This is a genomic window from Paraburkholderia sp. DHOC27, from assembly GCF_003429005.1.
GTDB lineage: Bacteria > Pseudomonadota > Gammaproteobacteria > Burkholderiales > Burkholderiaceae > Paraburkholderia.
The window spans coordinates 1-26,455 of the sequence record NZ_QVQV01000001.1 but is presented as its reverse complement, the minus strand read 5'-3'; the positions used below and the strand labels follow the sequence as shown (position 1 = coordinate 26,455).

The window sequence follows — 26,455 nt, the reverse complement described above, 5'->3', positions numbered from 1 at the left end:
TTAGCGCTCCATCGGCGTTTCATTCGGGCCGCGCAGCACGATGTCGAATTCGTAACCCAGCGCGTAAGCTTCTTTGGTCGTATCCAGCGAGAAACGCGAGATCAAACGTTCGCGCGCTTGCTCAGGCGTGCCCTGGAAAATCGGATCGAAAGCGAGCAAGGGGTCGCCCGGGAAATACATCTGCGTAACAAGGCGTGATCCAAAGTAATCGCCGAACAGTGAAAAGTGAATGTGATTCGGGCGCCATGCATTCGGATGATTGCCCCACGGGTACGCTCCCGGTTTGATCGTCAGAAAGCGATAGCGGCCGTCGTTGTCCGTGATGCAGCGGCCCGCGCCGAGAAAGTTCGGATCGAGCGGCGCATCGTGCTGATCCGCCTTGTGCACGTAGCGCCCGGCGGCGTTCGCCTGCCATACCTCGACCAGCGTGTTGCGCACCGGCCGGCCGCCCTCGTCGAGCACGCGCCCCGTCACGATGATGCGTTCGCCCAGCGGCTCGCCATTGCGCGCGGCATTGCGGGTCAGGTCGTTGTCCAGCGCGCCGAGGTCCTCCGTGCCATACACCGGCACGCGTTGATCACGCAGCTTTTCCTTCAGCGGAATCAGCGGGCGGGTCGGGCCGCGCTTCACGGACGACCCATAGCTGGGAGAAACGTATAGGGGATGGGACTCGAAGTCGCGCGGACTCAGGATGGACTCGTCCATGAGGTGTCTCCGTGAGGGGATTGTTGGATTCGCGATGCCACAGCGGGTATGTGCGAACTTTAGCCAATCCGGGAAGTTATGCAAAATGACGTTTTCTCGCCTTTCGTATAACCTGTCGTTATGCAACGCAGCCTCGCGGACAGCCGCGTCAAATTCCGTCACCTTCAGTGCTTTCTGGCCGTCGCGCAGTTCGGCGGGGTCCAGAAGGCGGCTGAGAGCCTGTCCATCACGCAACCGGCGGTCTCCAAGACGGTGGCGGAGCTGGAGACCATTCTGGGCGTCAAGCTGTTCGAACGCGGCCGTCATGGGGCCGTGCCGACGCACGCCGGGCAGCTTTTCATGCCGCACGCCAGCGCCTGTGTGAGCGCGTTGCGGCAAGGGGTGGACCTGCTCGCGCGGGCCGAGGGCGCAGTGGCCGCCACGCTGGAGATCGGCATTCTGCCGACCATTGCGGCCGCGCTGGCCCCGCCGGTGCTCAAGCTGTTCGCCGTAGAGTGGCCGCGGGTCATCGTGCGGCTCGCCACGGGGTCCAACGCGGAGTTGCTGGAGCGCCTGAAAGCGGGCAGCATCGAATTTGCGGTGGGACGGCTGGCGGATCCTGAGCGCATGGTAGGTCTGAACTTCGAGCAACTGTTTAGCGAACCGCTCGTAGCGGTGGTGCGCGCCGGCCACCCGCTGGCCACGGGCAGCGGCTTGCCTGCCATGTTGCTTGACGGCTATACCGTGGTCGTACCGCCCTTCGGCACGCTGATCAGGCAGTCGGCGGAGAGTTTGCTGGCTGCGTGGGGCGTGCCGCCGCTCGCGGCGTTCGTGGAAGTGTTGTCGGTTTCCACGGGGCGCGCGCTTGCGCTCGAGAACGACGCGGTCTGGTTCGTGCCGCAAAGTGCCGTGGAATACGAGCTGAAACACGGCATGCTGGTGCGTTTGCCGCTGCCATTCGCAGGCACGGAGGAGCCGGTTGGCCTGATCCGCCGCTCCGACACGCAGCCCTCGCCGGTGGGGCATGCGCTGATCGACGCGCTGCGTACGGTCGCCCGGCAGCGCATGGCCGCAGCGGCCGAGCCGGCAAAAGCGCCTAAGCGTAGGCGCGCCGCTCGCTGATGTGCGGTGCCGTGCACGCTAAGCGGCGCCGTGAAAGTACCCGCGGTAAAGCGTGCAGGTGAATCGTATGTTTTGAACCGTTCGGTACATTTCGTGCTTGCGACGATACCGTGGGCGGTGTACAAACACGGTGCGAAAGTGATCAACGGTGTACGCGCGCACTCCCGGTGGTCTGAGGCGTATACAAAGCACCCTTTGGGTCGCAGTGCCGCAGCGTTGCGCAATGCCGCCAGCCTGCCTACAACATCAGAACGAGCATTAAACGTATGTTCAAGGAGAACGCCATGTCCAGCGACCTGCCTGGCCCGGACGACACGCTGCGGGCGGTATCGGACGCGGAGCACAATCCGCTTGGCACTGCGGGGCTGGAGTTCGTGGAATTCGCCGCGCGCGACCCGCAGCAACTCGGGCTCACCTTCGAGCAGCTTGGTTTCAAGCCCATTGCGCGTCACATCAGCAAGGACGTCACGCTGTACCGCCAGGGCGGCATGAATTTTCTGCTCAACGCGGAGCCGGATTCATTTGCCGCGCGCTACGCAGAGGAATACGGCGCCGGCGTTTGCGCGGTGGGGATTCGCGTCGCCGACGCCCAACAGGCGTTCGATCGTGCGCTTGATCTCGGCGCGTGGGAATTCGAAGGCGAAAAGGTCGGCAAGGGCGAGTTGCTGATTCCCGCCATTCAAGGCATCGGCGATTCGCACATTTATTTCGTGGACCGCTGGCGCGGGCGCGGTGGCCAGCAAGGTGGACTCGGCGACATCTCGATCTTCGACATTGATTTTCGCCCCATCGAAATCGGCACCGCGCACGCCGATCTCAGTCATGCGGGCACGGGTCTCATCGCCATTGATCATCTGACGCAAACCGTCGGCGCGGGCCGCATGCAGGAGTGGCTCGACTTCTATCGCGACCTGCTGAATTTCCGCGAGATTCACGAGCTGCATGCCAACTGGCACGTATCGGCGGAATCGCGGGTCATGGTTTCGCCGTGCGGTGCGATCCGCATTCCGCTCTACGAGGAAGGCACGCGCCGCACGAACCTGATGCACGAGTATCTGCCCGATCATCCGGGTGAGGGCGTCCAGCACATTGCGCTGGCAACGGACGACATCTTCGGCTGCGTCGAGCAACTGATCGCCAACGGTATCGAACTCGTCGAGCCGCCGCCGCGTTACTACGAACAGATCGACGCGCGTTTGCCGGGCCACGGTCTCGATCTCGAACGCCTCAAGCGTGACCGGATTCTCGTGGATGGCGAGATTGGCAGCGATGGCGTGCCGTTGCTGTTTTTCCAGACCTTCGTGCGCCGCCGCGCGGGCGAGATCTTCTTTGAAATCGTGCAGCGCAAAGGCCATCACGGCTTTGGTGAGGGCAACCTGAGTGCGTTGGCGCAGGCGCGCTGACCGGTCCAAAGCTGGTTGATCGCAGGGCAGATCGAAGGGGTTGGGACCGGCTACGGAAGAAGCGCTAACGTCTGCACCGCGCGAATAACACGCCACAGTCGCCGCTCGATACGCGTCACTTCTTCGCGGTTTCCGTCGACGGCGCGTGCGGAATATCGGCGTTGGTCGCCATCCACAGCACCTCTGCATCTTCCTCGCTGGTGGAAACCGCGGCGTGACCGGTGCGGCTATCGAAGTAGAGGCTGTCGCCCGCGTTCAAATGGGTGGGCGCGTAGAGTTCGGAATACAGGCACACGCTGCCGCTAATCACGTACAGGAATTCTTCGCCTTCGTGGCGGCCCCAATCGTCGAACGCGTCGAGCGTATGCGCGGAGATGCGGATACGAAACGGCAGCATCGCCTTGTGGGCGAGGTCCGTGGCCAGCAACTCCATCTGATAGCCGCGATAGGCGTGACGCTGGCCCGCGTCCTTGCGGGTCAACGCGCGGCGGCCGCCGGCGCTCACCTTCGGCGTCGAGCCGAACAGTTCGCCGATTTCGATTTTGAGGCCGAGCACGATCTTTTGCAGCACGTCGAAAGTGGGTGACATCAGGCCGTTTTCGACTTTCGACAGGGTCGAGCGCGACACGCCGCACAGGCGGCTGGCGGTTTCCAGCGTCAGGTCCTGCGCCTGACGCGCGGCGCGCACACGGCGGCCCAGATCCGAGGTAGAAGGCTCGGCGGATTTGGTGAGATGGGTATCCATGAGGTGTCGGAGCAATGGCAGGCCCGTTGGCGTGCGCTGTTTCCGATCATAACATTCGGTGCTGCGGGCTTAGCGGCGCGGAAAGAAAGCTCGGAGGCCGCGAGACTGTCCACCCGCTCGACGATATAAGGCAATACAGTATTTCTACGCGCGGCCACGGCCTTCGTTGCAGCACCATCAGGGAGACGTCAAACCATGCCAAAGGCTGCACAACCGACTCCGTTTCAGCTATTCGAACGCGTTGTCATCGGCCTGTATGACGGTGGCGTGCTGTCGCCTGCGGTGCTGGAACGCGTCGCCGGCGGATTCGCGCACACGGGGATGGAGTGGGACGGCGCGCTGGATGTCACTGCCGTAGACGGCCGATCCCTGCACGAGGTCGTGGTGCTGACCATGCTGCCGGGAGATGCGCTGCAGTCGGTTTTTGATTCGTTCGCTTCGGTGATCGAGCATATTGCTGGCGCGTCGCGAGCGCCGGCCACGAAGAAGGCGCGCGGCGCGCGCGAAACGCGTCCCCGTGCGCGAGCGAGCAACAAGACGGGTGCCAACGAGGCCGCCGGCGCGGACGATCTGTTGACCCAACTATCCGATAGCGCGCCGCCGGACAAGCGACGCCGCGCGAAAGCCCCCTCTGCACCGACCCGCTCGGGCGGCTTCAATCCGCTCCTCAATGCGGCGCCGCCGCGCTCCAAAAAAGCTTGATGGCAGCGGTGTCATCTTCACGCCAGTAAGCGCCGCGAGCTTTTGCATATCGCGTGCCCGGTGCGAAGGGCGTTCGCATGCGCGCGTTACCACGTGGCACGTCACATGCTGATCGTTGATGTCGATCAGCGGGGCAACGTCATCATGAACGCGGATTCCAGGCGAGTTGGGCAAACGGAACTGACGCAGCAACCAAAGCAAGAACCAGGGCTGATAGAGCAAACCGGCGGATGCGCGTGTCACGCCGTGAGGTTTCGCGTGACCGCGAAACCCCGGCGCGTTTCGCTGTGCCATTGCATGACCTGTCGTCGCATGCATGGCAGCGCCTTTGCCGCGTTTGCCATGTTCGCCCGCGACGCAGTCGAATTTTCGGGCCCGCTACAGGCTTGGCAAAGCTCGCCTGAGAAGCGGCGATATTTTTGCCCGACGTGCGGCTCGGTCGCATACATGGAAGAAGTGGGCAACGACGAAGTGGACATACCGTTGGGCGCATTTGATCAACCGGGTCTTTACGAGCCAACGTACGAACTGTGGTGTTGCCATAAAGAGCCGTGGTTGCCCCAGCATGTCCGCACGGAATACGAAGGCGATCGCATCGGGTAAGGACGCGAAAGCAGGACGCGAAAGGCAGGACGCGAAGGGCGTCGATACCCGATCCAAAGTGTGTCGTAAGGAGGACAAAATGAAACGATTCGTATGGGTTGCGATGGCCGTAGTTCCGCTGGTGTGTGGTGTGGGCGCGTGTAAAAAGGCCCACGAAGCGGGCAACGACAGCATGAAGCCGCCGGCCAGCCACATCGTGGCATCGGCCAGAAGTTGATCGAGGACGACCCATGACCCTCACCGCCACCACCTATCAATCCCGCTTCGCCAAGGCAGTCTTCGATCTGCTCAATCCAGTTCCGTATGGCCTGTTCGTTGGCGCACTCATTTTCGACATCACCTACGCCACCACGGGCAACGTGTTCTGGGGGAAAGGCGCAGCATGGATGATCACCACGGGGCTGTTCTTCGCCATCATTCCGCGTCTGATCAATCTGTTCCATGTATGGCTGCCTTCGCGCAATCGGGTGCTGCCTGTCGAGCGAGTGGACTTCCTGCTGAACCTGCTGGGCATCCTGGCTGCCATCGCCAATGCCTTTATCCATAGCCGGGATGCTTACGGAATGGTGCCGGACAACGTGATCCTGTCGGTGTTGACGGTGGCGCTGCTGAGCGTCGGACAGCTCGCACTGGCCATTGCTTCGTTCACTTTCAAAGGGGCGCTCCGTGAATAGGCCAATCTCGAGCGGCGTCCTCGTTGCTGCAATAACGGTTAGCGTGGTTTTCGTCTCCGGTTGCTCGGATCACGCGCAATACGACCCGGAGAATCAGGCCGGCGCCAATCCCCCGTTGCCTGGCGCGCGTGCCTTCCTCGCGCCTCCCATTCAGGTGCCCAAATACGTTGGCTGGCAAAACGGTGAAAAGCCGAAGGTGGCGAACGGTCTGAAGATCGAAGAGATCGCCGCGGGATTGCATCATCCGCGGCAAGTCTACGTTTTGCCGAATGGCGACATCCTTGTTGCGGAATCGAACAGCCCCAATGAAGAAGCCGTGACCACGCCGAAGCAGCTGATTGCCGGCCTGATTACGGAGCGCTCCGGCAAGAAAGCCAAAGGGGCCAACCAGATTACGCTGCTGCGCAAGCGTGCTGACGGCAGCGGCCAATGGGACAAATACACCTTCATCGACCATCTGCATTCGCCGTTCGGCATGCAACTGGTTGGAGACACGCTTTACGTGGCGGATACGGATGCGATCCTGAAGTACCCGTACCAAACCGGCGAAACCAGCATTGCGACGCGCGGCGTCGAACTGACTGATCTTCCAGACACGGTCAACCATCACTGGACCAAGGCGTTGCTCGCGAGCCCCGACGGCAAGAAGCTGTTCGTCGGTGTGGGTTCGAACAGCAATGTCAGCGAGAACGGACTCGAAGTCGAATATCGTCGGGCGGATGTGCTCGAAGTGGATATCGCCACAGGCGGCAGCCGCATTTACGCGGCAGGCATTCGCAACCCGACCGGGCTGCAATGGGAGCCAAAAACCGGACAACTGTGGGCGGTGGCCAATGAACGGGACGAGATCGGCCCGGACCTCGCGCCCGATTATCTGACCTCGGTGAAAGAAAACGGCTTCTATGGCTGGCCGTACAGCTACTGGGGGCAGCACGTCGACAGCCGGGTGCGCCCGCAACGCCCCGATCTGGTCGCAAAAGCGATTAGTCCGGACTACTCAATTGGTTCACACGTCGCGCCGCTCGGTTTGCTTTTCTATAGCGGCAACAATTTGCCGGCTCCGTATCAGGGCGGTGCGTTCATCGGCGAGCATGGCAGCTGGAATCGCTCGCCGCTTAGCGGCTACGCGGTGGTGTACGTCGCATTCGAGAACGGCAAGCCTGTGGGCGCGCCGAAGCCGGTGGTGACGGGCTTCGCTTCGGGCGACGAGAAAGAACTGTATGGCGCGCCCGTGGGACTCGCGCAGGACCGCGACGGCGCGCTCATCATCGCCGACGACGTGGGCAACGCCGTCTGGCGGGTGACGAAAGCGGGCGGTTAGGCCTGTCAAGCCGACTCTCGCGTGACAATTCGGGCAAAGCGCGAGTCATCGTCAGGCAAAAAAAAGCCGCAGGCGAAGCCGCGGCTGAATCACACACGCCGCGCCGGGAAGCGCGTACGCCAGTGCATCGTACATGCCAGTTGTAAGCTTTCAAATCGGGTGTTTTGTATGAGAATTATGGTGATATTGGAGAGGCCCGCTGCATCAGGCCGCCGCTTCATCAGACGATAACGGTGTGTTGCTAATAGGCGACGCCTGGCGCTTTTTCAGCGGTTTCAAACTCCTGAAACATGCGCTTTTTGCTGGTCTTCCGGTTGCATGCGCGGTAACCGCAAACGTGCTCATCGACTACGCAGTGCGCGGCAGCATGGCTTCGATACACGCCACAAGCCGCCGGTTACTTTCCTCGATTCCGTAATACGAAGCACGTCTCACCGCATTCGCCGCTGATACGGTGCGCCATCTGTCGTCGGTCAAGAGACGCGCCAGGGCAGAGGCGAGGGCACGTGTGTCGCCAATTGGAACGAGTGTGCCGGCTTTGCCATCGTCCAGAATCTCGCGTGGACCGGTGGGGCAGTCTGTCGCGACGATGGCCTTGCCGAGCGCGAGCGCTTCCAGCAAAACCATTGGCATTCCTTCGTATTTGGAACTCAGCACGAGAACCGACGCATTGGCGATGGTCGGATATGGGTTGTCCTGATGACCGATGAAGTGAACGCACTCTGCGACGCCAAGCTCTTGCGTCAAGCTCTGCAATTCATCGCGATACGCACCGTCTCCGACGATCACGAGGTGTTCCGCGATGGCGTGCTGGTTTCGAAGCTCCGCGTAGGCTCTCAACAAGGTCCGGTGATCTTTCTGGATCTCGTCGAGCCGCGCCACTGAGACGATGTATGAAGCACCGTCCGGCGCCGTCGATGCGACGGGCAGCGCCGCCCGTTCGCGAATGGATTCGATATCAATTGCGTTGGGCAGCACGACGAGGCGTGTCAATTGACCGTCGAACATCTGCGTGGCTTCGTCGGCCATATGCTCGGTCAGCGCAACGATGCTCTCATAACGCTGGTACTGCTGCAGCATCCGGCGGATTCTGCGCGGGCGGCCGCCCAGACGCGCGTCGAAGCTGAAGTGATTCACGCCCAGCCATGCAACATTGAAGCGGCCCGCCAGGCGCCGCAACGACATATCGAAGTCGACGATGACGTCGGCCTTGCGCGCAAGATGTTCGATACGCGCGGCCATGTGGGGACGCACGAGCAACGCGTTGTGGATGTCGCGCGCAATCCGTCCGAGCTTGCCGAGCTGGCGCGCGTAACGCTTCTTCTGAAAGTAACCCAGTGATGGGCGGTCAACGAGGACTTCGACGGACACATCCTTTGGGATCAGCGCGCGATAGCGGCTTTCAAAGGCAGGCGAGCGGTACGTCACCGAAAGCGCGAGATGGAAGCGTTCACGGTCGAGAATGCGCAACCATTGAATCAGCGAGGATTCGATTCCGCCGTCGTTGAAGTCCGTGATGTGGAAGAGAAGCCGGATGCGCGTGTCGTCAGGCGTGGAGCAAGTCGGGTCGAGCATGATGGATCGTGCTGCGAGGCGATGCGTGCAATGCTGAAAGCACGCTGTCAGAATCGTTGACTGTCGTTCTGCATTATCGCAAAGAATGCCCATTATCGTTTTTAAGGCGGCAACGTACGCAACGGACGCAGCGGGCCCCCTCAGGAGCGCGATGCGCGACATCGCCAAGGCACAAACGCGCCTCGCAGAACGCGAACATGACTTACAGGTTGCCCGCAGCGAAGGCAACGGCGCGACGAAACTCGCGCAACGGCAACGCAAGGTGGACGACGCGCACGCCGAGCTGGACCGCTTGCTCACGGAGCGGGTCAACTGAAGAAGATCCGCGTGACAGGGCGCGCTTTAATGCATACTCTTTTCCCTGTAAGCCGATCTTCATCGAATCCCCGTTGCCAAGGTGCGGTCATGAAAAAAATACTGATGGGCGTGGCTTGTAGCATGGTTTTCGGTGCATGCAGCACGGGCAGTCCACCGCGGCTGTCGGCCCAGTCGGCGAGCAATCTGCTGGTCTCGTCCGCCGGTGTTTATCACGGGGCGTTTTCTACCGGTGTACCCGTCACGCTGCTGACAGTCTTCGACGGCTCCGCCTGGCTCTTCTATCAGAAGCCCACGGTGGGCGTGATCGTCGCGACCAATGGCCAACAGTCCGGTACTGGCCAGTTCAACGGCAAATCGGCGACGCGCTACAGTCTCGCGCCTGACGCGGCAGCCGCACCCGTTCAGGTGCAAATCGATTTCTCGCGCTCGCCGAACGTGAGCGGAACCATCGTCGCGGATAGTGGCGGAACGCCGATGACGTTCTCCGCGAGTCCCGCGCCTTCGCTCGGGCAGGGTCCGGGTCTCGGCGCCGTCGCGGGCGAATACAGCGGGCAGATGAGTTCCTTGCAGAGCGTGGGCTCGGCACAGATGCTGGTCGCGCGCGACGGCTTGCTGGCGGGCACCACGTCGAACGGTTGCGAGTTTCGTGGCAGCGTGTCACCGGATAACGGTGTCAACGCCTATAGCGCCTCCATCACCTTCAACGCAGCACCTTGCGCGGTGCCGAACACCACGGTGACCGGACGCGCGCTGCTCGATGAAGGGCGCCTGCTGATTGCGTTACCCAGGCAGGATCGCTCCGACATCGTCGTGTTCGACGGCACGAGGTAGTGGGCCGCTGATGCGCGGAAGCCCAGGCTTGGCTCACTTTCCGCTAAGTGTCTCCCGGTACGATCGAGGCGTACCTGTTAAAGGAGGCTGCCATGAAATTCCGTCTGCCGGAAAGCGCGAACGTTGTGCCCGCCCGCAAGACACGCGTGTTGCGCCATCTGCTCGCCAGGGTGCTGGTGTGTGTCGGACTGGTGGCGGCCCAGAGCACGGTGATCGTGCACGCCGCGCCGGTCGCGTATCAGCCGGATATGCTGTGCGGCGCCGACATGCCGCGCCCGGATCGCGGCGCTGTCGGCAATGAGCAGGTATTGCGGACGCCGCATGGTTCGATTGGCTACTACCGCTTCGGCCAGGGTAGTCCGATCGTGATGATCACCGGTTATCGCGCCACCATCGCGAACTGGAACGCGTATTTCCTCGGCGCGCTGGCAAAGCATCACGAAGTGATCGTCTTCGATAACCGGGGTATCGGCAAATCGAGTGCCGTGAATGCGGACTACCGCATCAAGGATCTGGCGGGCGATTCCGCCACGCTCATCTCGGCCCTCAAGCTCAAAGACCCGACGGTGGTGGGATGGTCGATGGGCGGCATGATTGCACAGCAACTGGCGCTCGATCATCCTTCGCTGGTGGGGCGGCTCGTGTTGATGTCGACCATGCCGCCGGGGCCACGCGCGGTGGCCGTGCCGCATGACGTTGAAAACATCTTGTCCGGCGGCTCAGGCGCCACCTTTGCACGCGTGATGGATGTGCTGTTTCCCGCCAACGTTGAGCAGGAGGCCAACGCGTGCTTCAGACAGGACATGTTCATTCCCGCGGGCTATTCGGTACCCTCGATTCCGGCGGACGTGACTACCGCCCAGCAAAAATTGATGCAGCGCTGGAAGCTGGACGATCACGCGTATGCGCGTCTGAGCAAGTTGACGGTGCCGACTCTCGCGCTCGTTGGGACCGACGACGAGGTGTTGCAGCCCGACAATACCGTGGTGCTCAGTCACGTCGTGCCGCAAGCCACGCTGGTAGAGGTCAAGGATGCGGGGCACGCGATGATGTACCAGTATCCGCGCCAACTGGCCGCTCGCATCGACACGTTTATCGAAGGCACGCCTCCGGTCGAAGCCTCGATTAAAGCGGTTCCGCGGCACCACGCCACTGCTCGCGTAGCTCCCGTTTCAGCACTTTGCCGATCGGACTGCGCGGCAACACATCAATGAACTTCAAGGCGGAGATGCGTTGCATCTTGCCGAGACGCGTATTGATGTACGTGAGCAACGCGTTCTCGTCGAGCGTGGCATTCGGATTTCGCACCACGAATGCCACAGGCGTCTCACCCCATTGCTCCGAGGGCGTGCCGATTACGGCTGCATCTGCAACGTCTGGATGGGCGCGCAATTCCGCCTCCAGATCGCTTGGGTAGACGTTGAAGCCACCCGAAATGATCATGTCTTTCTTGCGATCGAGCAGCGTGAGAAAACCGTCAGCGTCGAAGCGGCCCATATCACCCGTGCGAATGAAGCGCTTGCCGCTCGGGTCGTACCATTCCGCTTCGGCGGTCTTTTCCGGTTGCCGGTAATAGCCCGTCATCATGGCCGGTGAATGACCGACGATTTCGCCCACGTCCCCTCGCGGCACTTCATTGCCTGACTCGTCGATCAGGCGAATATCGTGGCCCTCCACCGGCCTGCCCACGGTGTGCAGCTTGTGCGGAAAGTCGTGCGCGTCCAGTTGACATGAGCCGCCACCTTCGGTCATGCCGTAATATTCGGTGAGTTTGCCAGGCCAGCGCCGCACGACGTCGGCCTTCACGCTTGCCGCAAATGGCGCGCTGGTGCAAAACTTGGCCTGGAAACAGGAGAGATCGTAACGGTCGAAGTCAGCGTGCGCCATGAGCCGCTGATACTGCACCGGCACCAGCATCGTGTGTGTCACGCGGTGCTGCTGGGCGAGCGTCAGATATTGCGTGGCATCGAATTTCGGCAGCAGTACGACTGTGCCGCCAAACGTGAGCGTCGGCATGAAGCTGACCAGCGTGGTGTTCGAATACAGCGGCGTGGAAATCAGCGTGATGGCATGCGGCCCGTAGCCACGTTCGATGCTGCGTTGCGCGTAAGCCCAGCGCATGCCGTGCGATTGCACGATGCCTTTGGGTGTGCCCGTCGTGCCGGACGAATAGATGATGTTGAACGGCCACGCGGGGTCGATCGCGACAGAACGCGGCGCCACGCCTTCAGGTGCGAGCCATGTGCGCAGCGCGAGGTGGCCTGGATGATCGTCGAGTGCGATCGCCGTTGCGCGGATTTCGCTGGCCAACGGTTCAAGCAGCCCGAAGACTTCGGCGTCGAGAAACAGCCAGCGTGCGCGTGAATTGTCGATCATGCCGACCAGGCTCGCCGCGCTCGACGACGGTGCAAGCGGCGCCACCACTGCACCCGCGCGCAAACCGCCCAGAAACGCCACGACGTAGTCGACCGAGGCACTCGCGCACAGTGCGATGGCATCGCAAGGCATGAGTCCCTCGCGCTGCAAGGCCGCGGCAAAACGATCGACCTGCACATCCAGTTCCGCGTAGGTGACGATGCGGCCGTCGCAGATCAGGGCGGCATGCCCGGCACGTTCGCTTGCGAAGCGTTTCAGCATGTCGGTGATACAGACGAACGGCTGGTCCTGCAACGCGTCGAGCCAGCTCATGCGCATGCACCTCCGCGGTCTGCGATATCGCGATTCAGCGCGAATCGTGACGTGACCTTACTGCGCGATTGAAACGCAACTTTCACGGCCATTACAACGCTCCTCGATGTTGTTCTGTAGTGCAGACGTCCACGCCGGATGCCGGACGATCATACGTGCGGGCCATCGTCGTGTAAATAAAAGCACGCCCATGCGCTTCTGTTGATGCGTCGATTTGCGCTAGGTGTTTTCCCGGTTACGCCCCGCCAGAAAGGCCGATTGCGCCGTTTGCCCGTTGACATGCTCCGAACGGTCGTGCGAAATTGTGTGTCGAATTCCCGCTATAGTCATCCCTGATAGACGCGCATTACTTCGTCAATTGAAGCAATTTCATTTGGCATGGAGATACGAAGCATGTCGGCCAGCCGTTCTTGCTATCGTTGTTGCAGTCTCGTCCGTTTTCTTGCCGCGGCCATGCCGCACACAGCCACGGCGCGTCCCGCGCGAACGTTCGTTTGATCTGTCCAGGCAATGTCTGGACAGATAGTTAGTTATACAAAATAGCTGCATCCATTCCAGGATCGTAGGAGACAACACAATGAAAATGGTGCGTTCCCTGGCGGCTGGCGCTGCGGTTGTCTTTGCGCTCGCCTCCGCTGTCGCCTCGGCGGAGACAGTCCGCATTGCGTATATCGACACGCTGTCGGGCCTGATGGGCTCCCTCGGCAACAACGAACTGAAAAGCTGGCAATACGTGACCGAGGTGGCCAATCAGCAGGACTGGGCCGGCGGACCCAAATTCGAAATGGTGCCGTTCGACAACAAGCTGTCGCCGCAGCAGAGCCTGACCTTGCTCAACGAGGCGGCTGACCAGGGCATCCGCTATATCACGCAAGGCAATGGTTCTTCGGTTGGGCTGGCGCTCGAAGATGCGGTGTCCAAGTACAATGCGCGCAATCCCGGCAAGGAGATCATCTACCTGAATTTCGCGGCGGTGGACCCGGCCATGACGAATGCCAAGTGCGATTACTGGCACTTCCGTCTGGATGCGAACTCCGACATGAAGATGGAAGCGTTGACCACCTTCCTTGCCAAGGATCCGAACGTCAAGAAGGTCTATCTGATCGATCAGGATTATTCGTTCGGCCACGATGTGTCGCGTACCGCGCAGGAGTACCTCAAGCGCAAGCGGCCGGATATCCAGATCGTAGGCGATGATTTTCACCCGCTGGCCCAGGTCAAGGACTTCTCGCCCTACGCGAGCAAGATCAAGGCATCCGGTGCCGATACGGTCATCACGGGTAACTGGGGCAGCGATCTCGCGCTGCTGATCAAGGCGGGCAAGGACGCGGGCGTGACCGCCAATTACTATACTTACTACGCCTCCACGACGGGCGTGCCGACCGCGATGGGCGCGGCAGGCGCAGGGCATGTGCGCTACGTGGGCTACATGGGCCCGAATACGAAGGGCAATCCGCCGCAGGCCGATCAGATCATGGACGGCTTCAAGAAAAAATACGATGACGATTTCTTCGAAATGGCCGCTTATACTGGGGTCGCGTTGCTAAGCAAGGCGTTCAAGGAAACGAAATCCACCGATCCGGTCAAGGTGGCCAAAGCCCTTGAAGGCATGAAGGTGGAAAGCCTGAACGGCACGGTGGAAATGCGCGCCTCCGACCATCAGGCAGAGCAGCCTCTCGTCATCGCAACGTGGGTGAAGGTGGACGGCAAGGACGTCAAATACGACCAGGAAAAAACGGGCTACGGCTGGCGTACCGAAACCGTGCTCGACGCTGCGTCCGCTACCCAACCCACCACGTGCCAGATGAAGCGCCCTAACTAGAGCGCACTGCGATGAGCTGGACGAGGCGCATGGCCCGCGCTGCTGCATGAAGTAAGGAACATTGTCCGTGGAATTCTTCGTCATCTCCTGCTTGAACGGCATCAGCTATGGGCTGCTGCTGTTCCTGCTCTCGTCGGGGCTCACGCTCATCTTCAGCATGATGGGCGTGCTCAATTTCGCGCACGCGAGCTTCTACATGTTCGGTGCCTACTTTGCGTATGCCATTGCCAGCAAGCTCGGTTTCTGGCCCGCGCTGGTGCTTGCTCCGCTGCTCGTGGTGGTGGTGGGCGCGCTCGTCGAGCGCTTCGGCTTGCGCACCGTCCACAGGTACGGACACGTAGCCGAATTGCTGTTCACCTTCGGCCTCGCGTATCTGATCGAGGAAGCCGTCAAGCTGGTGTGGGGGCAGTCCGCGGTGCCGTACCGCATTCCTGCAGAGCTGGATGGTCCGCTGTTCCAGGTCTTCACCTCGGTGTTTCCCAAGTACCGTGCGTTCATGATGCTGGTCTCGGTGTTGATGCTGGTGTCCATGTACGTCGTGCTAACGCGCACACGCATCGGTCTCGTGATTCAGGCCGCGTTGACGCATCCGCAGATGGTCGAAGCGCTCGGCCACAACGTGCAGCGCGTGTTCATGATGGTGTTCGCTGGCGGCGCGGCGCTCGCGGGCCTCGCGGGCGTGATTGGCGGCAATGCGTTCGTGACGTCGCCTTCGATGGCTGCGTCGGTCGGCACGATCGTGTTCGTGGTCGCCGTGGTGGGCGGCATGGGCTCGCTCGCGGGCGCCTTCATCGCGTCGTTGCTGATCGGCTTGCTGCAAACGTTCGCGGTGACGATCGACGCGTCGCTCGCCGATCTGTTCGGCGCCATCGGTCTGCATGTGACGAGCGCGACGCCGCTGTCCTCGGTGTGGAAACTCACCATCTCGCAGATGGCCCCCGTGTTGCCCTACCTGCTGATGGTGGTGATGATGATCGTGCGCCCACGTGGTCTCATGGGAACCCGGGAAGGCTAACGCATGAAACCCACTTTGAAACCCAGCTTGCGTCACGGTTACGACCAGGTCATGGCCCCTGGCCGTACCGCCGCGTCGCCTCGTCACCTCGCGCGCTATCTGATCTGGGGGCTCACAGTCCTCGTGATGCTGATCGCGCCGTTGATCTTTTCCAGCGGCTTCGCGATTACGCTGCTATCGCAGATGGGCATCATGATCATCTTCGCGCTGTCGTACAACATGCTGCTCGGACAGTCCGGCATGCTGTCGTTTGGTCACGCGGTGTATTCGGGCATGGGTGCATTTATCGCCGTGCATCTGCTCAACCAGATCGGCGCGGGCGCGGTGTGGTTTCCGGTGTCGCTGCTGCCGCTGGTGGGGGGCCTGGGTGGTGCGTTCTTCGGCGTGCTGTTCGGCTACGTGACCACGCGCAAGGCGGGCACCACGTTCGCCATGATTACCTTGGGGATCGGCGAAATGGTGTTCGCCAGTTCGTTGATGTTTCCGGATTTCTTTGGCGGCGAGGGCGGCGTTTCCACCAACCGCGTGGTGGGCAATGCGGTGCTCGGCATCACCTATGGACCAGGACGTCAGGTGTATTACCTGATCGCGGTGTGGTGCCTCGTGTCGATGATCGCCATGTACGCGTGGACCCAGACGCCATTGGGCCGCATCGCGAATGCGGTGCGTGACAACGCCGAGCGGGCCGAATTCGTCGGCTACAACACGCAGCGCGTGCGTTATCTCGTGGTGATCCTGTCGGCCTTCTTTGCGGGCATTTCCGGTGGCCTGTCCGTCATCAACTTCGAAATCGTCTCGGCGGAAAACGTGGGCGCCGCGCATTCGGGCAGTGTATTGCTGGCCACGTTTATCGGCGGTGGCGGATTTTTCTTTGGGCCTGTGATCGGCGCGGTGATCTTCGTGTTGTTTGCCGTTGCACTGTCCAGCCTGACGCAGGCGTGGCTACTTTATCTGGGGCTGTTCTTCGTGCTGATGGTGATGTTCGTCCCTGGCGGCGTGTCCAGTCTGCTGATGAAGCAGGTGCCGCTGTTCGCCGCGCGTAAGTTCAATCGCATGCTGCCTTCTTACGCGGTCGCGCTGGGCGCGGGCGTCGTCCTTCTGGCCGCGTTGATCCTGACGGTTGAACTCACCTACAAACTGCAGATTGATAGCGACAACGGCACCGGCATGACGATGGCTGGCATCGGTTTCGACGCGGCGTCCTTCAAGCCGTGGGTCGTCGCGGCCGTATTGTGGGTCGCAGGGGCATTGGGCTGGCGGGCGGCCGTGGCGCGCGTGCATCGCGCGTGGGACGCCGTGCAGGTCGAAATAGCGGACGTGGCGCAGGTTGTGAGAGGTGCACGATGACAGCGGCACTGGAACTTAGCGACGTCTGCAAGAAATTCGGCCAGACGGAAATCATTCGCGGCGTCAATCTCAGCATCCCAAAGGGCGAGCGTCACGCGCTGATCGGTCCGAATGGCGCGGGCAAATCCACTACGTTCAATCTGATCTCGGGACGCAGCGCGCCGAGTTCCGGCTCAGTGAAGCTCAACGGTACGGAGATTGGCGGCCTGAAGCCGTTCGTCATCAATCGCATGGGACTGTCGCGCAGTTTTCAGATTACGAACATCTTCCACCGGCTCTCGGTGTTCGAGAATCTGCGTTGCGCGGTGCTGTGGTCGCTCGGCTACAAGTACTCTTTCTGGCACCGGTTGTCCCAACTGCACGACGCGCGGCAGCGCGCCGAAGAGGTGCTCGAACTGATCGGACTGCAGCGTCGGCGCGATACGCAGGCGAGTCTGCTTACGTACGCGGAACAGCGCGCGCTGGAAATCGGCATCACCATTGCCGGCGGCGCCGAGGTGATTTTGCTCGACGAACCCACGGCGGGCATGAGCCGGTCGGAATCGGATCAGGCGGTGGAATTGATCCGCAAGGTCACGGAAGGCAAAACGCTCGTGATGGTCGAGCACGACATGGGCGTGGTGTTCGGTCTCGCGGATCGCATCTCGGTGCTGGTGTACGGCGAAGTGATCGCGACGGATACGCCTGAGGCAATCCGCAACAACAGCAAGGTCAAGGAGGCGTATCTCGGCGCGTCCCTCGACGAAAGCTCCATAGAAGGAGCGCACTGATGGTTCAGCGCATGCTCGACGTGCAAGGGCTGCACGCGTACTACGGCAAGAGCCATATTTTGCAGGGCGTCGATGTGCACGTCGACGAAGGCGAGATCGTCACCTTGCTTGGGCGCAATGGCGTTGGGCGCTCCACGATGGCGAAGACGATCCTCGGTATGGTCAAGGCCGCGGGTTCGGTGCGCTTTCGTGACGAGGAAATTCTCGGGCGTCGTACCTTCGAAATCGCGCAGCTTGGCATTGGCTACGTGCCGGAAAATCGCGACATCTTTCCTACGCTGACCGTGCGTCAGAATCTGCTGTTGGGCGAGAAGCGCAATCGCCGGCAAAGCAAACCGCGCTGGACGCTCAGTGAAATGTACGGCATGTTCCCGCGCCTGAAAGAGCGCGAAAACACCGCGGCGGGCGTGTTATCCGGCGGCGAGCAGCAAATGTTGACGCTGTGCCGCACGCTGATGGGTGACCCCGACCTGATTCTCATCGACGAACCCACCGAAGGACTCGCGCCCAAACTGGTGGCGCTGGTGGGCGAATATTTGCAGGCGTTGAAAGAGCGCGGTGTATCCGTGCTGCTGATCGAACAGAAGCTCGCCATCGCGCTCGACATCTCGCAGCGCGTCTACGTGATGGGGCACGGAAACATCGTCTTCGAAGGGACACCCGCGGAGCTCAAGGCGAATGCACAGGTGCGCAAGGAGTGGCTGGAAGTGTAGTGCACGGGCGCCGCTTGATCGCATGTCGTTGCTTTCATAAAGTCCCAGGGATGGCTAACGAAAAATATGAGCACTAACGATTCTCTCGCCGGCAACCAGGCTTCGCGTGCCGCCCATGTTCCGCAAATCCGTCTGTATCAGGACTGGCTAAAGCGAAGCCGAGGGCTTGCGTTCGATTCATACGATGCGCTGTGGCGCTGGTCAGTCACGGATCTCGACGCGTTCTGGGCGAGCATCTGGGAATACGGCGGGATGCAGTCGCCGACGCCCTACAATGAGGTGCTCGCCGAGGAACGTATGCCGGGCGCACGCTGGTTCAGCGGCGCACAGGTGAACTACGCACAGCAGGTGTTGCGGCATGGAGAGGCGGCCCATGCGGCGGGTATGCCGGCCATCGTCAGCGAGGACGAACAGGGGCGTGTCAGGGAACTGAGCTGGCGCGAATTGAAGCGGCAGGCGGCCGCGCTCGCACTAACGTTGCGCGAGCAAGGTGTGCAGCGCGGCGACCGGGTGGTGGCGTACTTGCCGAACGTGCCTGAAACCGTGGTGGCGTTTCTCGCCTGCAGCAGCATTGGTGCCGTGTGGAGCGTGTGCGCGCCGGACATGGGTTTGCAGGCCGTAAGCGACCGCTTTCGTCAAATCGAACCGCGTGTCCTGATCGCCGTGGATGGTGTGCATTACGCGGGGCGTCCACTGGATCGCAGCCAGGTGGTAGCGTCGCTGCGTGACGCGCTGCCCACGGTGCAAACGCTGATCGTGCTGGAAACACCGAATGCGTCGTCCCGTGTTGCAGACGCGCTGAGTTTTGCCGCGGTGACGGCACGCGACGACGCGGCCACCGCTGGGTTCGTCCCCGAATGGCTGCCATTCGATCACCCGCTGTGGGTGGTCTATTCGAGCGGCACGACCGGCTTGCCCAAACCGATCGTGCAGGGCCACGGCGGTGTGCTGGTCACGGCACTGAGCGTGATTCTGCACACCGACTACGGCGCGAGTTACAGCAGCAACAACTGGGGCGAGCGCTTCCACTGGTACACGTCCACGGGCTGGATCATGTGGAACGTGCAGCTAACGGGTTTGCTGGTCGGGGCCACGATCTGCCTCTACGACGGTTGCCCCAGCGGCAGCAAGGAACGGCCCGACTGGGGCGTGTTATGGCGCTTTGCCGCCCGCCACCACGTGACGGTGTTTGGCGCGGGCGCCGCGTTCCACGGCAACTGCATGAAGGCGGGGCTGTCGCTCGCGGAGTGCGGTGACCTTTCACGTGTGCGTGCAATCGGCACAACCGGCTCGCCGCTGCCTGAAGACGTGCAGCGCTGGGGTAGCGCGCAATTCGCCGCGCTCGGCAATCCGGACATCTGGTGGCTTAATATTTCCGGCGGCACGGATTTGAGCGGCAATTTCCTCACCGGCAACCGCGAACTACCGCAAGTGCCAGGACGGATGCAATGTCGCCAGCTTGGCGCCGCCGTCGAAGCGTGGAATGAGGCCGGGCAAGCGGTGCTGGAGGAGGTGGGCGAACTCGTGTGCACGCGTCCCATTCCTGCCATGCCGTTGTATTTCTGGGGCGACGCCGGCAATGCGCGCTACCTGTCGAGCTATTTCGATGTCTACCCCGGTGTATGGCGTCACGGCGACTGGCTCAAGATCGACGCAGACGGGGCATGCACGATCTATGGACGCAGCGACGCTACGATCAACCGCGCGGGCTTGCGCATGGGCACGAGCGAGATCTACGCCGCTGTAGAGGCGTTGCCTGAGGTGCTCGACTCGATGGTGATCGATCTGGAGTTTCTCGGACGCGAAAGCTTTCTGGCGCTGTTCGTGGTGCTGCGTGACGGCATCGCGCTCGATGCGGCACTCGAAGCACGCCTGACGGCAGCCATCAAGACCTCGCTGTCACCGCGCTTCGTGCCGGACCAGATTTTGCAGGCGCCGGAAATTCCACGTACGTTGTCGGGCAAAAAGCAGGAAGTGCCGATCAAGAAGCTGTTTCTCGGGCATGTGCTTGAAAAGGTGGTCAATCGCGAGGCGATGGCGAACCCGCAATGTCTGGACTGGTACGTGCGGCAAGCGGCGGCGCATGCAGCGCAGCGCGGCGGTTAGCGCGCATCGGTCCCAGATAGTGCCGTGCCGATCCGCAATGTCATGAATCCGGTGGACACTGAGCGATCCCGTGGATAGCATCAGTTTCTGGTCAACGTTGCGGACATGCCGATATGCGAACCGATCCTGCCTCCTGCCTTCCTGATGATCTCGACCACGCGCTGCTGATAGGCCGTGTGTGGCGTCCCGCGCCGGTCGATGGACCGGCCGTCGTGGTGGTGCGCGGCGGCCAGGTCTTCGATATCACGCGCACGGTGCCGACCACCGCCGATCTGTTCGACCGCGCGGATGCCGTGCAGATTGCCCGTGACGCGCAGGGTGAAGCGTTGGGTCCGGTCGCTGCGCTGATCGAAGCGAGCTTTGCGTCATCCTCTGACCAGGCGGCACACGCGGGGCCACGCTTGCTCGCGCCGTGCGATGTGCAGGCTATCAAGGCATGCGGCGTGACCTTCGCCGTGAGTCTGCTCGAACGCGTGATCGAGGAGCAAGCGGGCGGCGATGCCGCGAAGGCGCTCGAAGTGCGTCGCACGATCACGGAACTGATCGGCACCGATCTCGCGAAGATCAAGCCGGGTTCGGATGCCGCGATGAAACTCAAAGCCGAACTCGAACGTCGCGGGGCGTGGTCGCAATACATGGAAGTGGGCATTGGACCCGACGCCGAAGTGTTCTCCAAATCGCAACCCATGTCTGCCGTGGGGCTGGGCGCGGACGTCGGTCTGTATCCCACTTCGGTGTGGAACAACCCGGAACCGGAGATCGTGCTGGCGGTGAATAGCGCCGGTGCGATTGTGGGCGCCACGCTCGGTAACGATGTAAATCTGCGCGATATCGAAGGCCGCTCGGCCTTGCTGCTCGGCAAGGCAAAAGACAACAACGGCTCGTGTGCAATCGGCCCGTTCGTGCGGCTGTTCGATGAGCGCTTCACGCTGGACACCGTGCGCGCCGCGAGCCTGTCGTTGCGCATTGAAGGCACGGATGAATTCGTGCTGGAAGGCGTGAGCCACATGCGGGAGATCAGCCGCGATCCTGCTGATCTCGTTGCGCAGACGTGCGGCGCGCATCATCAGTACCCCGATGGATTCATGTTGTTCCTCGGCACGATGTTCTCGCCGATCAAAGACCGCGATGCAACCGGCGCTGGCTTCACGCATCATCTGGGCGATGTGGTGACGATTGCAACGCCATTGCTCGGCGCGCTCGTCAACACGGTGCAGCTTTCCACCGAAATTACGCCCTGGACTTTCGGCGTGAGGGCGTTGTATCAGAGTCTCGCCAAACGCGGACTGCTTTGATCGCGCCACGTCATTCGTTGACGCAAAGGAGGCAGCGGTGCAGCACGACGATGTGATCAATGCCTTGCTTCAAGCGCTGGGTACGGAAGTGGTGACGTTGCCGGCGCGATTCGGCTCGCGCCAGGTGGTGGACTGGAGCGGCTTGCCGGGCGCGACGCCACGCGCCATCATCCGGCCGCGCAATACGCAGGAAGTCGCTGCGGCATTGCGTGTCTGCGACGAGTACCGTCAGCCCGTTGTGACGCAAGGCGGCCTCACGGGCCTCGTAGGCGGTGCGAATCTGCGCGACGGCGAGGTGGCGCTGAGCCTGGAACGGATGAATCGCATTGTCGAGATCGACCGTACCTCGGGCACGATGACGGTGGAGGCCGGTACGCCGTTGCAGGTCGTGCAGGAAGCTGCACTCGACGCCGGCCTGTATTTCCCGCTCGATCTCGGCGCGCGCGGCAGTTGCACGATTGGCGGCAATCTCGCAACGAATGCGGGTGGCAACCGCGTCATCAAGTACGGGATGATGCGCGATCAGGTGCTCGGACTGGAAGCGGTGCTGGCGAGCGGCGAAGTGGTCGGCGCGTTGCACAAGATGATCAAGAACAATAGCGGCTACGATCTGCGCAACCTGATGATTGGCAGCGAAGGCACGCTCGGCGTGATCACGCGGGCTGTCTTGCGGTTGAGGCAGCGGCCGCGAGCGGTGGCGACAGCGTGGTGTGCGCTGCCTTCGTACAGCGCAGTGACGCAGTTACTCGAAGAGGCCCAGGCTGGGCTCGCGGCGGGTGTCTCCGCGTTCGAAGTGATGTGGGCCGGATACTACGACGCGGTGCTCGCCAACTTGCCGAGTCTGCGAGCGCCGGTGAATGAGCGCTATCCGTATTACGTCTTGCTGGAAAGCGTGGGCGGCGATCCGGTTCGGCATGCGCAGGCATTCGAGGAGTTTCTCGGCCGCATGCTGGAGGCGAATGTGGTCGCGGATGCCGCTGTGGCGAGTTCGGAGTCGGATGCGCTGGCCTTCTGGGCGATACGCGATGCACCGGGTGAGTATCCGAAGTTCATCCCGAACCATGCGGCCTACGACGTCAGCTTTTCAATCAGCGATGTGGGCGACGTCGCCGCGCGTTGCGATGCGCGTTTGAGCGAGCGCTGGCCGCAGGCGCTGGTGATGATCTACGGCCATCTCGGGGACGGCAATATTCATATCGTGGTCGACGTGCCTGGTGCGGGAAAGACGCTGCATGGCGAGATTGACGACGTGATCTACGAGGTGACGCGCGAATTCCACGGCTCGGTTTCCGCGGAGCACGGCATTGGTACGAAGAAGAAGGGGTATCTCGGGTTCACGCGCAGTGACGCGGACGTGGTGGCGATGCGCGCGGTAAAAGCCGCGCTCGATCCGCGAGGTATTCTGAATCCGGGGAAGATTTTTTGACGCTCTGACGCTGCGCGCGTTCAGATTTTCAAGCCGTTATTCCGACTTGGATTGCAGCAGATAGTCCTGCAGATTCTTGACGCGAGCGGCCGTCATGTTGGCGAGACACTGCGAGGTGTTCACCTTCGCCCATTGGGGCGCGCCGCTACCGAGGCTATTGCGGAACTGACATTCCGCGTTGCGATACGCCACCCATGCCTGCTGGCCGGCGATGAAGTCCGTGTGGGGTTTGATGCCGCGCCTGTTGTCGTCGCGCAGCGTCGCGAGCAGCTTCTGAACCATGTCGTCCAGTTGCTGCTCGTTGGCAACGCGGGTTTTCTCGGCGCAGTCGAAACTGGTTTGCGCGCTCGCAAAGCCGACGCCTCCTGTCAGATGATCGCAGTCCGCCGCCGAAGCGGCCGACGACAACAAACCAAACGACACAGACAGGAGAGCGGCAGCGTAGTGCGAGCGTTTCACTTCAGGTCCTTCGTGACTTTCTACTGGGCAAAGCGTGTTACGGCTTAACGGTCAAGGAACGACTTGAGGCGATCGGCGCGGCTCGGGTGCATCAGCTTGCGCATGGCCTTGCTTTCGATCTGACGAATCCGTTCGCGCGTCACGTCGAATTGCTTGCCGACTTCTTCGAGCGTGTGATCCGACTTGGTGTCGATGCCGTAACGCATACGCAAGACCTTGGCTTCACGCGGCGAGAGCGAATCCAGCGCGTCGTCGATGGCGATGCGCAAGTCGGCCTGCACGGCGGCATCCGCCGGCGACGTGGCCGCGGAGTCTTCGATCATGTCACCAAGCGTGGCGTCGCCGTCTTCACCCATCGGCGTTTCCATCGACACCGGCTGGCGCGCGATCTTCAGAATGCTGCGGACCTTCTCTTCCGACAGATCCATGCGTGCCGCGAGCACCGACGGATGCGCTTCCTGACCCGTCTGTTGCAGGATCTCGCGCGAAATACGGTTCAGCTTGTTGATGGTTTCGATCATGTGCACCGGCACGCGAATCGTGCGCGCCTGATCGGCCAGCGAACGCGTCACCGCCTGGCGCACCCACCACGTCGCGTAGGTCGAGAACTTCCAGCCACGACGATATTCGAACTTGTCCACGGCCTTCATCAGACCGATGTTGCCTTCCTGGATCAGGTCGAGGAACTGCATGCCGCGATTGACGTACTTCTTGGCAATCGAGATCACGAGACGCAGGTTGGCTTCGATCATTTCGCCCTTGGCCTTGCGCATCTTGGCCTCGGCCGCCACCATCTTGCGGTTGATGTCCTTCAACTGCTTGAGCGGCAGCGAGACATTGGCTTCGATTGCGACCAGCTTCTGCTGCTCGGCCTGGATGGCCGGCAGATTGCGTTCGAGCGCCGCGCCGAATTCCTTGGACTTGCCAGCCATGCGCATGGTCCAGTCGAGATCCGTTTCGTGACCCGGGAAGGTCTCGATGAACAGATCACGCGGCATGCCGCTCTTTTCCAGCACGATTTGCTGAATGCGACGCTCGATGGCGCGCACTTGCGTGACCTGATGGTGCACGTCGCCGCACAGGCGGTCGATGGTACGCGCCGTGAAGCGCAGCGCCGCCAGTTCCTGCTGGATGTCTTCGCGTGCGCGCAGATGGGCCTTCGAAGACGTGGCGTCGCGCGCATGCAGCGAGTTCACTTCGTCGAAGCGGGTGCGCACGCGAGCGAAAATCTCGAGGCAATCGGCCGTGAGCTTTTTCAGGCGCGCTTCGTCCACCGCGTTCGAATCTGCGGGGATGTCGTCGTCGCTGTCGCTATCGTCGCTGTCGTCGCTTTCGGCGTCGAGATCGGCCGCGGCTTCGACGCCGGCGTCCGATTCTTCTTCTGCTGCCGTGTTCTCGTTCAGGCCGTCGACCAGTTCGTCGATGCGCAGTTCACCCGCTGCAACCTGGTCAGCGCTTGCCAGAATGGCGGCAACCGCCGACGGGCACGCCGCGATGGCCTGCACCATCTCGTGCAGACCGTCTTCGATACGCTTGGCGATGGCGATTTCACCGGCACGCGTCAGCAGTTCCGTCGCGCCCATTTCGCGCATATACATACGCACGGGGTCGGTGGTACGGCCGAATTCCGAGTCGACGGTGGACAGTGCCACTTCCGCTTCTTCGTCCGCCTGGTCGTCGGTCACTACCGGCGAGTTGGCGTTCAGCAGCAGCGCTTCCGCATCGGGGGCAGTCTCGTAGACTGCCACGCCCATGTCGTTGAAGGTGGCAACAATGGTTTCCATTGCCGCGGTTTGCGCGAAGTTGTCGGGCAGGTGATCGTTGATCTGCGCGTGCGTGAGGTAGCCGCGCTCCTTGCCCAACTGGATCAGCGCGCGCATCTGGCGTTGCTGCTCTTCGACTTGCTGCAGGGTTTCCGCAGCAACCGGGATCGCTTTACCCGCACCCTTGCCTTTGGCGGTTCGCCCGGCAGGGGCTTTGATTGAGTATCCGACGGAGTTGTCGGCGGAATCGTCCCGATCGAAAGGGTTCAATGTCTTCTCCTCGAAGGCTCGCTATGAGGCGCAAGACGCGACGCTCAGGCGTTTCGGCTAGGCCGCAACATCACCTGAGTGATACGTGCGGCTGGTTTGTCTATGCTCGCAAAGAGCGAAAAGATTGGCCCGCGCGAAGCGGGCCCATAGAGACGCGCAAATTTCGCGCGGCCAGCGATTATATACGAACTCTGGGTCGCATTCCTTTCTCTCGTGCGATATGTGTAGAAAAAGGTCAAGTGGTGCGCGCCCTGGGGGCAGATCAATCCTCGCAACGACGCAACTCAGTTGTTGCTCGGTTGAAGCTCAGTTGTTGCTCACTTATCGCAATACATCTTTGCGGTATCTGAAAAGATGGATGCCGCGCGATGCGCCGCGACGTGTTGCGAGCGGTTGCATCGCACTCAACGTGTCGCGTTTCGTCCCTGGTTGCCTATATGGAGACACAAGTGATTTTGGCAAGGGGGTGCGCGCTTTGTGCCGGGGCGCTGTGTCGAACGGCGCGACGAGTGCGATGAATACGACCGCATCACGAGCACAAAAATTTTTCGCGAATAGCCTTGACGGCATGCGAACCGCATTCCATAATTCGCCTCCCGTTTGATGACGGACGCGAAGAAAGCAGAGCTTCTGAGCGAATGATCTTTAAAAATTAACAGCCGATAAGTGTGGGCGCTTGATGCGCGACGCGGTCGGGTTCTTCGGAACCTGACGTAAAGCGAAAGTATCAAGTCTCACACAGTAATGAAAGGAAGGTTTTCCTGTCTCTTTTTCGGAAGAGTCGCAGGTTAATCATTCGTCAG

General features: G+C 61.4%; 24 protein-coding genes. 18 read left to right on the top strand and 6 right to left on the bottom strand.

Annotation, left to right across the window (positions count from 1 at the left end; all coding sequences use genetic code 11):
- Complete coding sequence (gene pcaH / locus D0B32_RS00115; RefSeq protein ID WP_117331664.1) at positions 1–705, bottom strand: protocatechuate 3,4-dioxygenase subunit beta; 705 nt, start codon at positions 703–705, stop codon at positions 1–3.
- Between the two features lie 120 nt (positions 706–825).
- Here pcaH and pcaQ point away from each other — a divergent pair, with 120 nt between their 5' ends.
- Positions 826–1,806 carry a pca operon transcription factor PcaQ gene (gene pcaQ, locus D0B32_RS00110; RefSeq protein ID WP_117331663.1) on the top strand — a complete coding sequence of 327 codons (981 nt, stop codon included), beginning with the start codon at positions 826–828 and terminating at the stop codon, positions 1,804–1,806.
- Positions 1,807–2,090: 284 nt separating this feature from the next.
- Complete coding sequence (locus D0B32_RS00105) at positions 2,091–3,209, top strand: 4-hydroxyphenylpyruvate dioxygenase family protein (RefSeq protein WP_117333384.1); 1,119 nt, start codon at positions 2,091–2,093, stop codon at positions 3,207–3,209.
- 115 nt (positions 3,210–3,324) lie between these two features.
- On the opposite strand, the gene D0B32_RS00100 is transcribed toward D0B32_RS00105, so the two are convergent.
- A complete protein-coding gene (locus D0B32_RS00100) occupies positions 3,325–3,954 on the bottom strand; it encodes a helix-turn-helix domain-containing protein (RefSeq protein WP_117331662.1) in 630 nt (209 codons plus the stop codon).
- Between the two features lie 195 nt (positions 3,955–4,149).
- On the opposite strand from D0B32_RS00100, the gene D0B32_RS00095 reads away from it, so the two are divergent.
- From D0B32_RS00095 to D0B32_RS00080, 5 genes are all read left to right on the top strand, one after another.
- Positions 4,150–4,656 carry a hypothetical protein gene (locus tag D0B32_RS00095; protein ID WP_117331661.1) on the top strand — a complete coding sequence of 169 codons (507 nt, stop codon included), beginning with the start codon at positions 4,150–4,152 and terminating at the stop codon, positions 4,654–4,656.
- 105 nt (positions 4,657–4,761) lie between these two features.
- Positions 4,762–5,259: a GFA family protein gene (locus D0B32_RS00090; RefSeq protein ID WP_259294830.1), complete on the top strand. Its 498-nt coding sequence runs from the start codon at positions 4,762–4,764 to the stop codon at positions 5,257–5,259.
- Between the two features lie 79 nt (positions 5,260–5,338).
- A complete protein-coding gene (locus tag D0B32_RS32415) occupies positions 5,339–5,476 on the top strand; it encodes a hypothetical protein (protein ID WP_181969680.1) in 138 nt (45 codons plus the stop codon).
- Positions 5,477–5,489: 13 nt separating this feature from the next.
- Positions 5,490–5,933, top strand: coding sequence for a DUF2231 domain-containing protein (locus D0B32_RS00085; protein WP_117331660.1), 444 nt, complete (start codon positions 5,490–5,492; stop codon positions 5,931–5,933).
- 4 nt (positions 5,934–5,937) lie between these two features.
- Positions 5,938–7,254, top strand: a complete 1,317-nt coding sequence (locus D0B32_RS00080; protein ID WP_404935527.1) for a PQQ-dependent sugar dehydrogenase — start codon at positions 5,938–5,940, stop codon at positions 7,252–7,254.
- Positions 7,255–7,602: 348 nt separating this feature from the next.
- Here D0B32_RS00080 and D0B32_RS00075 read toward each other — a convergent pair whose 3' ends face one another.
- Positions 7,603–8,829, bottom strand: coding sequence for a glycosyltransferase (locus D0B32_RS00075; RefSeq protein WP_117331658.1), 1,227 nt, complete (start codon positions 8,827–8,829; stop codon positions 7,603–7,605).
- A 151-nt stretch (positions 8,830–8,980) separates the two neighbouring features.
- Between D0B32_RS00075 and D0B32_RS00070 the strand changes: the two genes are divergently transcribed.
- The 3 genes from D0B32_RS00070 (at position 8,981) to D0B32_RS00060 (ending at position 11,192) form a co-directional block, all read left to right on the top strand.
- Entirely contained in the window at positions 8,981–9,145 is a 165-nt protein-coding gene (locus D0B32_RS00070) for a DUF1090 family protein (protein WP_181969679.1), read from the top strand.
- 89 nt (positions 9,146–9,234) lie between these two features.
- A complete protein-coding gene (locus tag D0B32_RS00065; RefSeq protein WP_147329456.1) occupies positions 9,235–9,978 on the top strand; it encodes a hypothetical protein in 744 nt (247 codons plus the stop codon).
- A gap of 92 nt (positions 9,979–10,070) precedes the next feature.
- The gene (locus D0B32_RS00060; RefSeq protein WP_117331655.1) at positions 10,071–11,192 is read left to right on the top strand and encodes an alpha/beta fold hydrolase; all 1,122 of its coding nucleotides are present in this window, start codon (positions 10,071–10,073) and stop codon (positions 11,190–11,192) included.
- Here D0B32_RS00060 and D0B32_RS00055 read toward each other — a convergent pair.
- Positions 11,104–12,666, bottom strand: a complete 1,563-nt coding sequence (locus tag D0B32_RS00055) for a class I adenylate-forming enzyme family protein (RefSeq protein ID WP_259294829.1) — start codon at positions 12,664–12,666, stop codon at positions 11,104–11,106. The genes D0B32_RS00060 and D0B32_RS00055 overlap by 89 nt on opposite strands.
- A gap of 577 nt (positions 12,667–13,243) precedes the next feature.
- On the opposite strand from D0B32_RS00055, the gene D0B32_RS00050 reads away from it, so the two are divergent.
- From D0B32_RS00050 to D0B32_RS00015, 8 genes are all read left to right on the top strand, one after another.
- Positions 13,244–14,488 carry a branched-chain amino acid ABC transporter substrate-binding protein gene (locus D0B32_RS00050; RefSeq protein WP_117331653.1) on the top strand — a complete coding sequence of 415 codons (1,245 nt, stop codon included), beginning with the start codon at positions 13,244–13,246 and terminating at the stop codon, positions 14,486–14,488.
- 67 nt (positions 14,489–14,555) lie between these two features.
- Complete coding sequence (locus tag D0B32_RS00045; protein WP_117331652.1) at positions 14,556–15,503, top strand: branched-chain amino acid ABC transporter permease; 948 nt, start codon at positions 14,556–14,558, stop codon at positions 15,501–15,503.
- A gap of 51 nt (positions 15,504–15,554) precedes the next feature.
- The gene (locus D0B32_RS00040) at positions 15,555–16,850 is read left to right on the top strand and encodes a branched-chain amino acid ABC transporter permease (protein WP_259294917.1); all 1,296 of its coding nucleotides are present in this window, start codon (positions 15,555–15,557) and stop codon (positions 16,848–16,850) included.
- Positions 16,847–17,620 carry an ABC transporter ATP-binding protein gene (locus D0B32_RS00035; RefSeq protein WP_117331650.1) on the top strand — a complete coding sequence of 258 codons (774 nt, stop codon included), beginning with the start codon at positions 16,847–16,849 and terminating at the stop codon, positions 17,618–17,620. The genes D0B32_RS00040 and D0B32_RS00035 overlap by 4 nt, the downstream gene beginning before the upstream one ends.
- Positions 17,620–18,333, top strand: coding sequence for an ABC transporter ATP-binding protein (locus tag D0B32_RS00030; RefSeq protein ID WP_117331649.1), 714 nt, complete (start codon positions 17,620–17,622; stop codon positions 18,331–18,333). The genes D0B32_RS00035 and D0B32_RS00030 overlap by 1 nt, the downstream gene beginning before the upstream one ends.
- A gap of 66 nt (positions 18,334–18,399) precedes the next feature.
- Entirely contained in the window at positions 18,400–20,439 is a 2,040-nt protein-coding gene (locus D0B32_RS00025) for an acetoacetate--CoA ligase (protein ID WP_117331648.1), read from the top strand.
- Positions 20,440–20,552: 113 nt separating this feature from the next.
- The gene (locus tag D0B32_RS00020) at positions 20,553–21,734 is read left to right on the top strand and encodes a fumarylacetoacetate hydrolase family protein (protein WP_117331647.1); all 1,182 of its coding nucleotides are present in this window, start codon (positions 20,553–20,555) and stop codon (positions 21,732–21,734) included.
- A 37-nt stretch (positions 21,735–21,771) separates the two neighbouring features.
- Entirely contained in the window at positions 21,772–23,160 is a 1,389-nt protein-coding gene (locus D0B32_RS00015; protein WP_117331646.1) for an FAD-binding oxidoreductase, read from the top strand.
- Positions 23,161–23,196: 36 nt separating this feature from the next.
- Here D0B32_RS00015 and D0B32_RS00010 read toward each other — a convergent pair whose 3' ends face one another.
- Both D0B32_RS00010 and rpoD read right to left on the bottom strand, forming a co-directional pair.
- Entirely contained in the window at positions 23,197–23,619 is a 423-nt protein-coding gene (locus D0B32_RS00010; protein ID WP_117331645.1) for a lysozyme inhibitor LprI family protein, read from the bottom strand.
- Positions 23,620–23,663: 44 nt separating this feature from the next.
- Positions 23,664–25,652, bottom strand: a complete 1,989-nt coding sequence (gene rpoD, locus D0B32_RS00005) for an RNA polymerase sigma factor RpoD (RefSeq protein ID WP_117331644.1) — start codon at positions 25,650–25,652, stop codon at positions 23,664–23,666.
- Positions 25,653–26,455 lie beyond the last annotated feature (803 nt).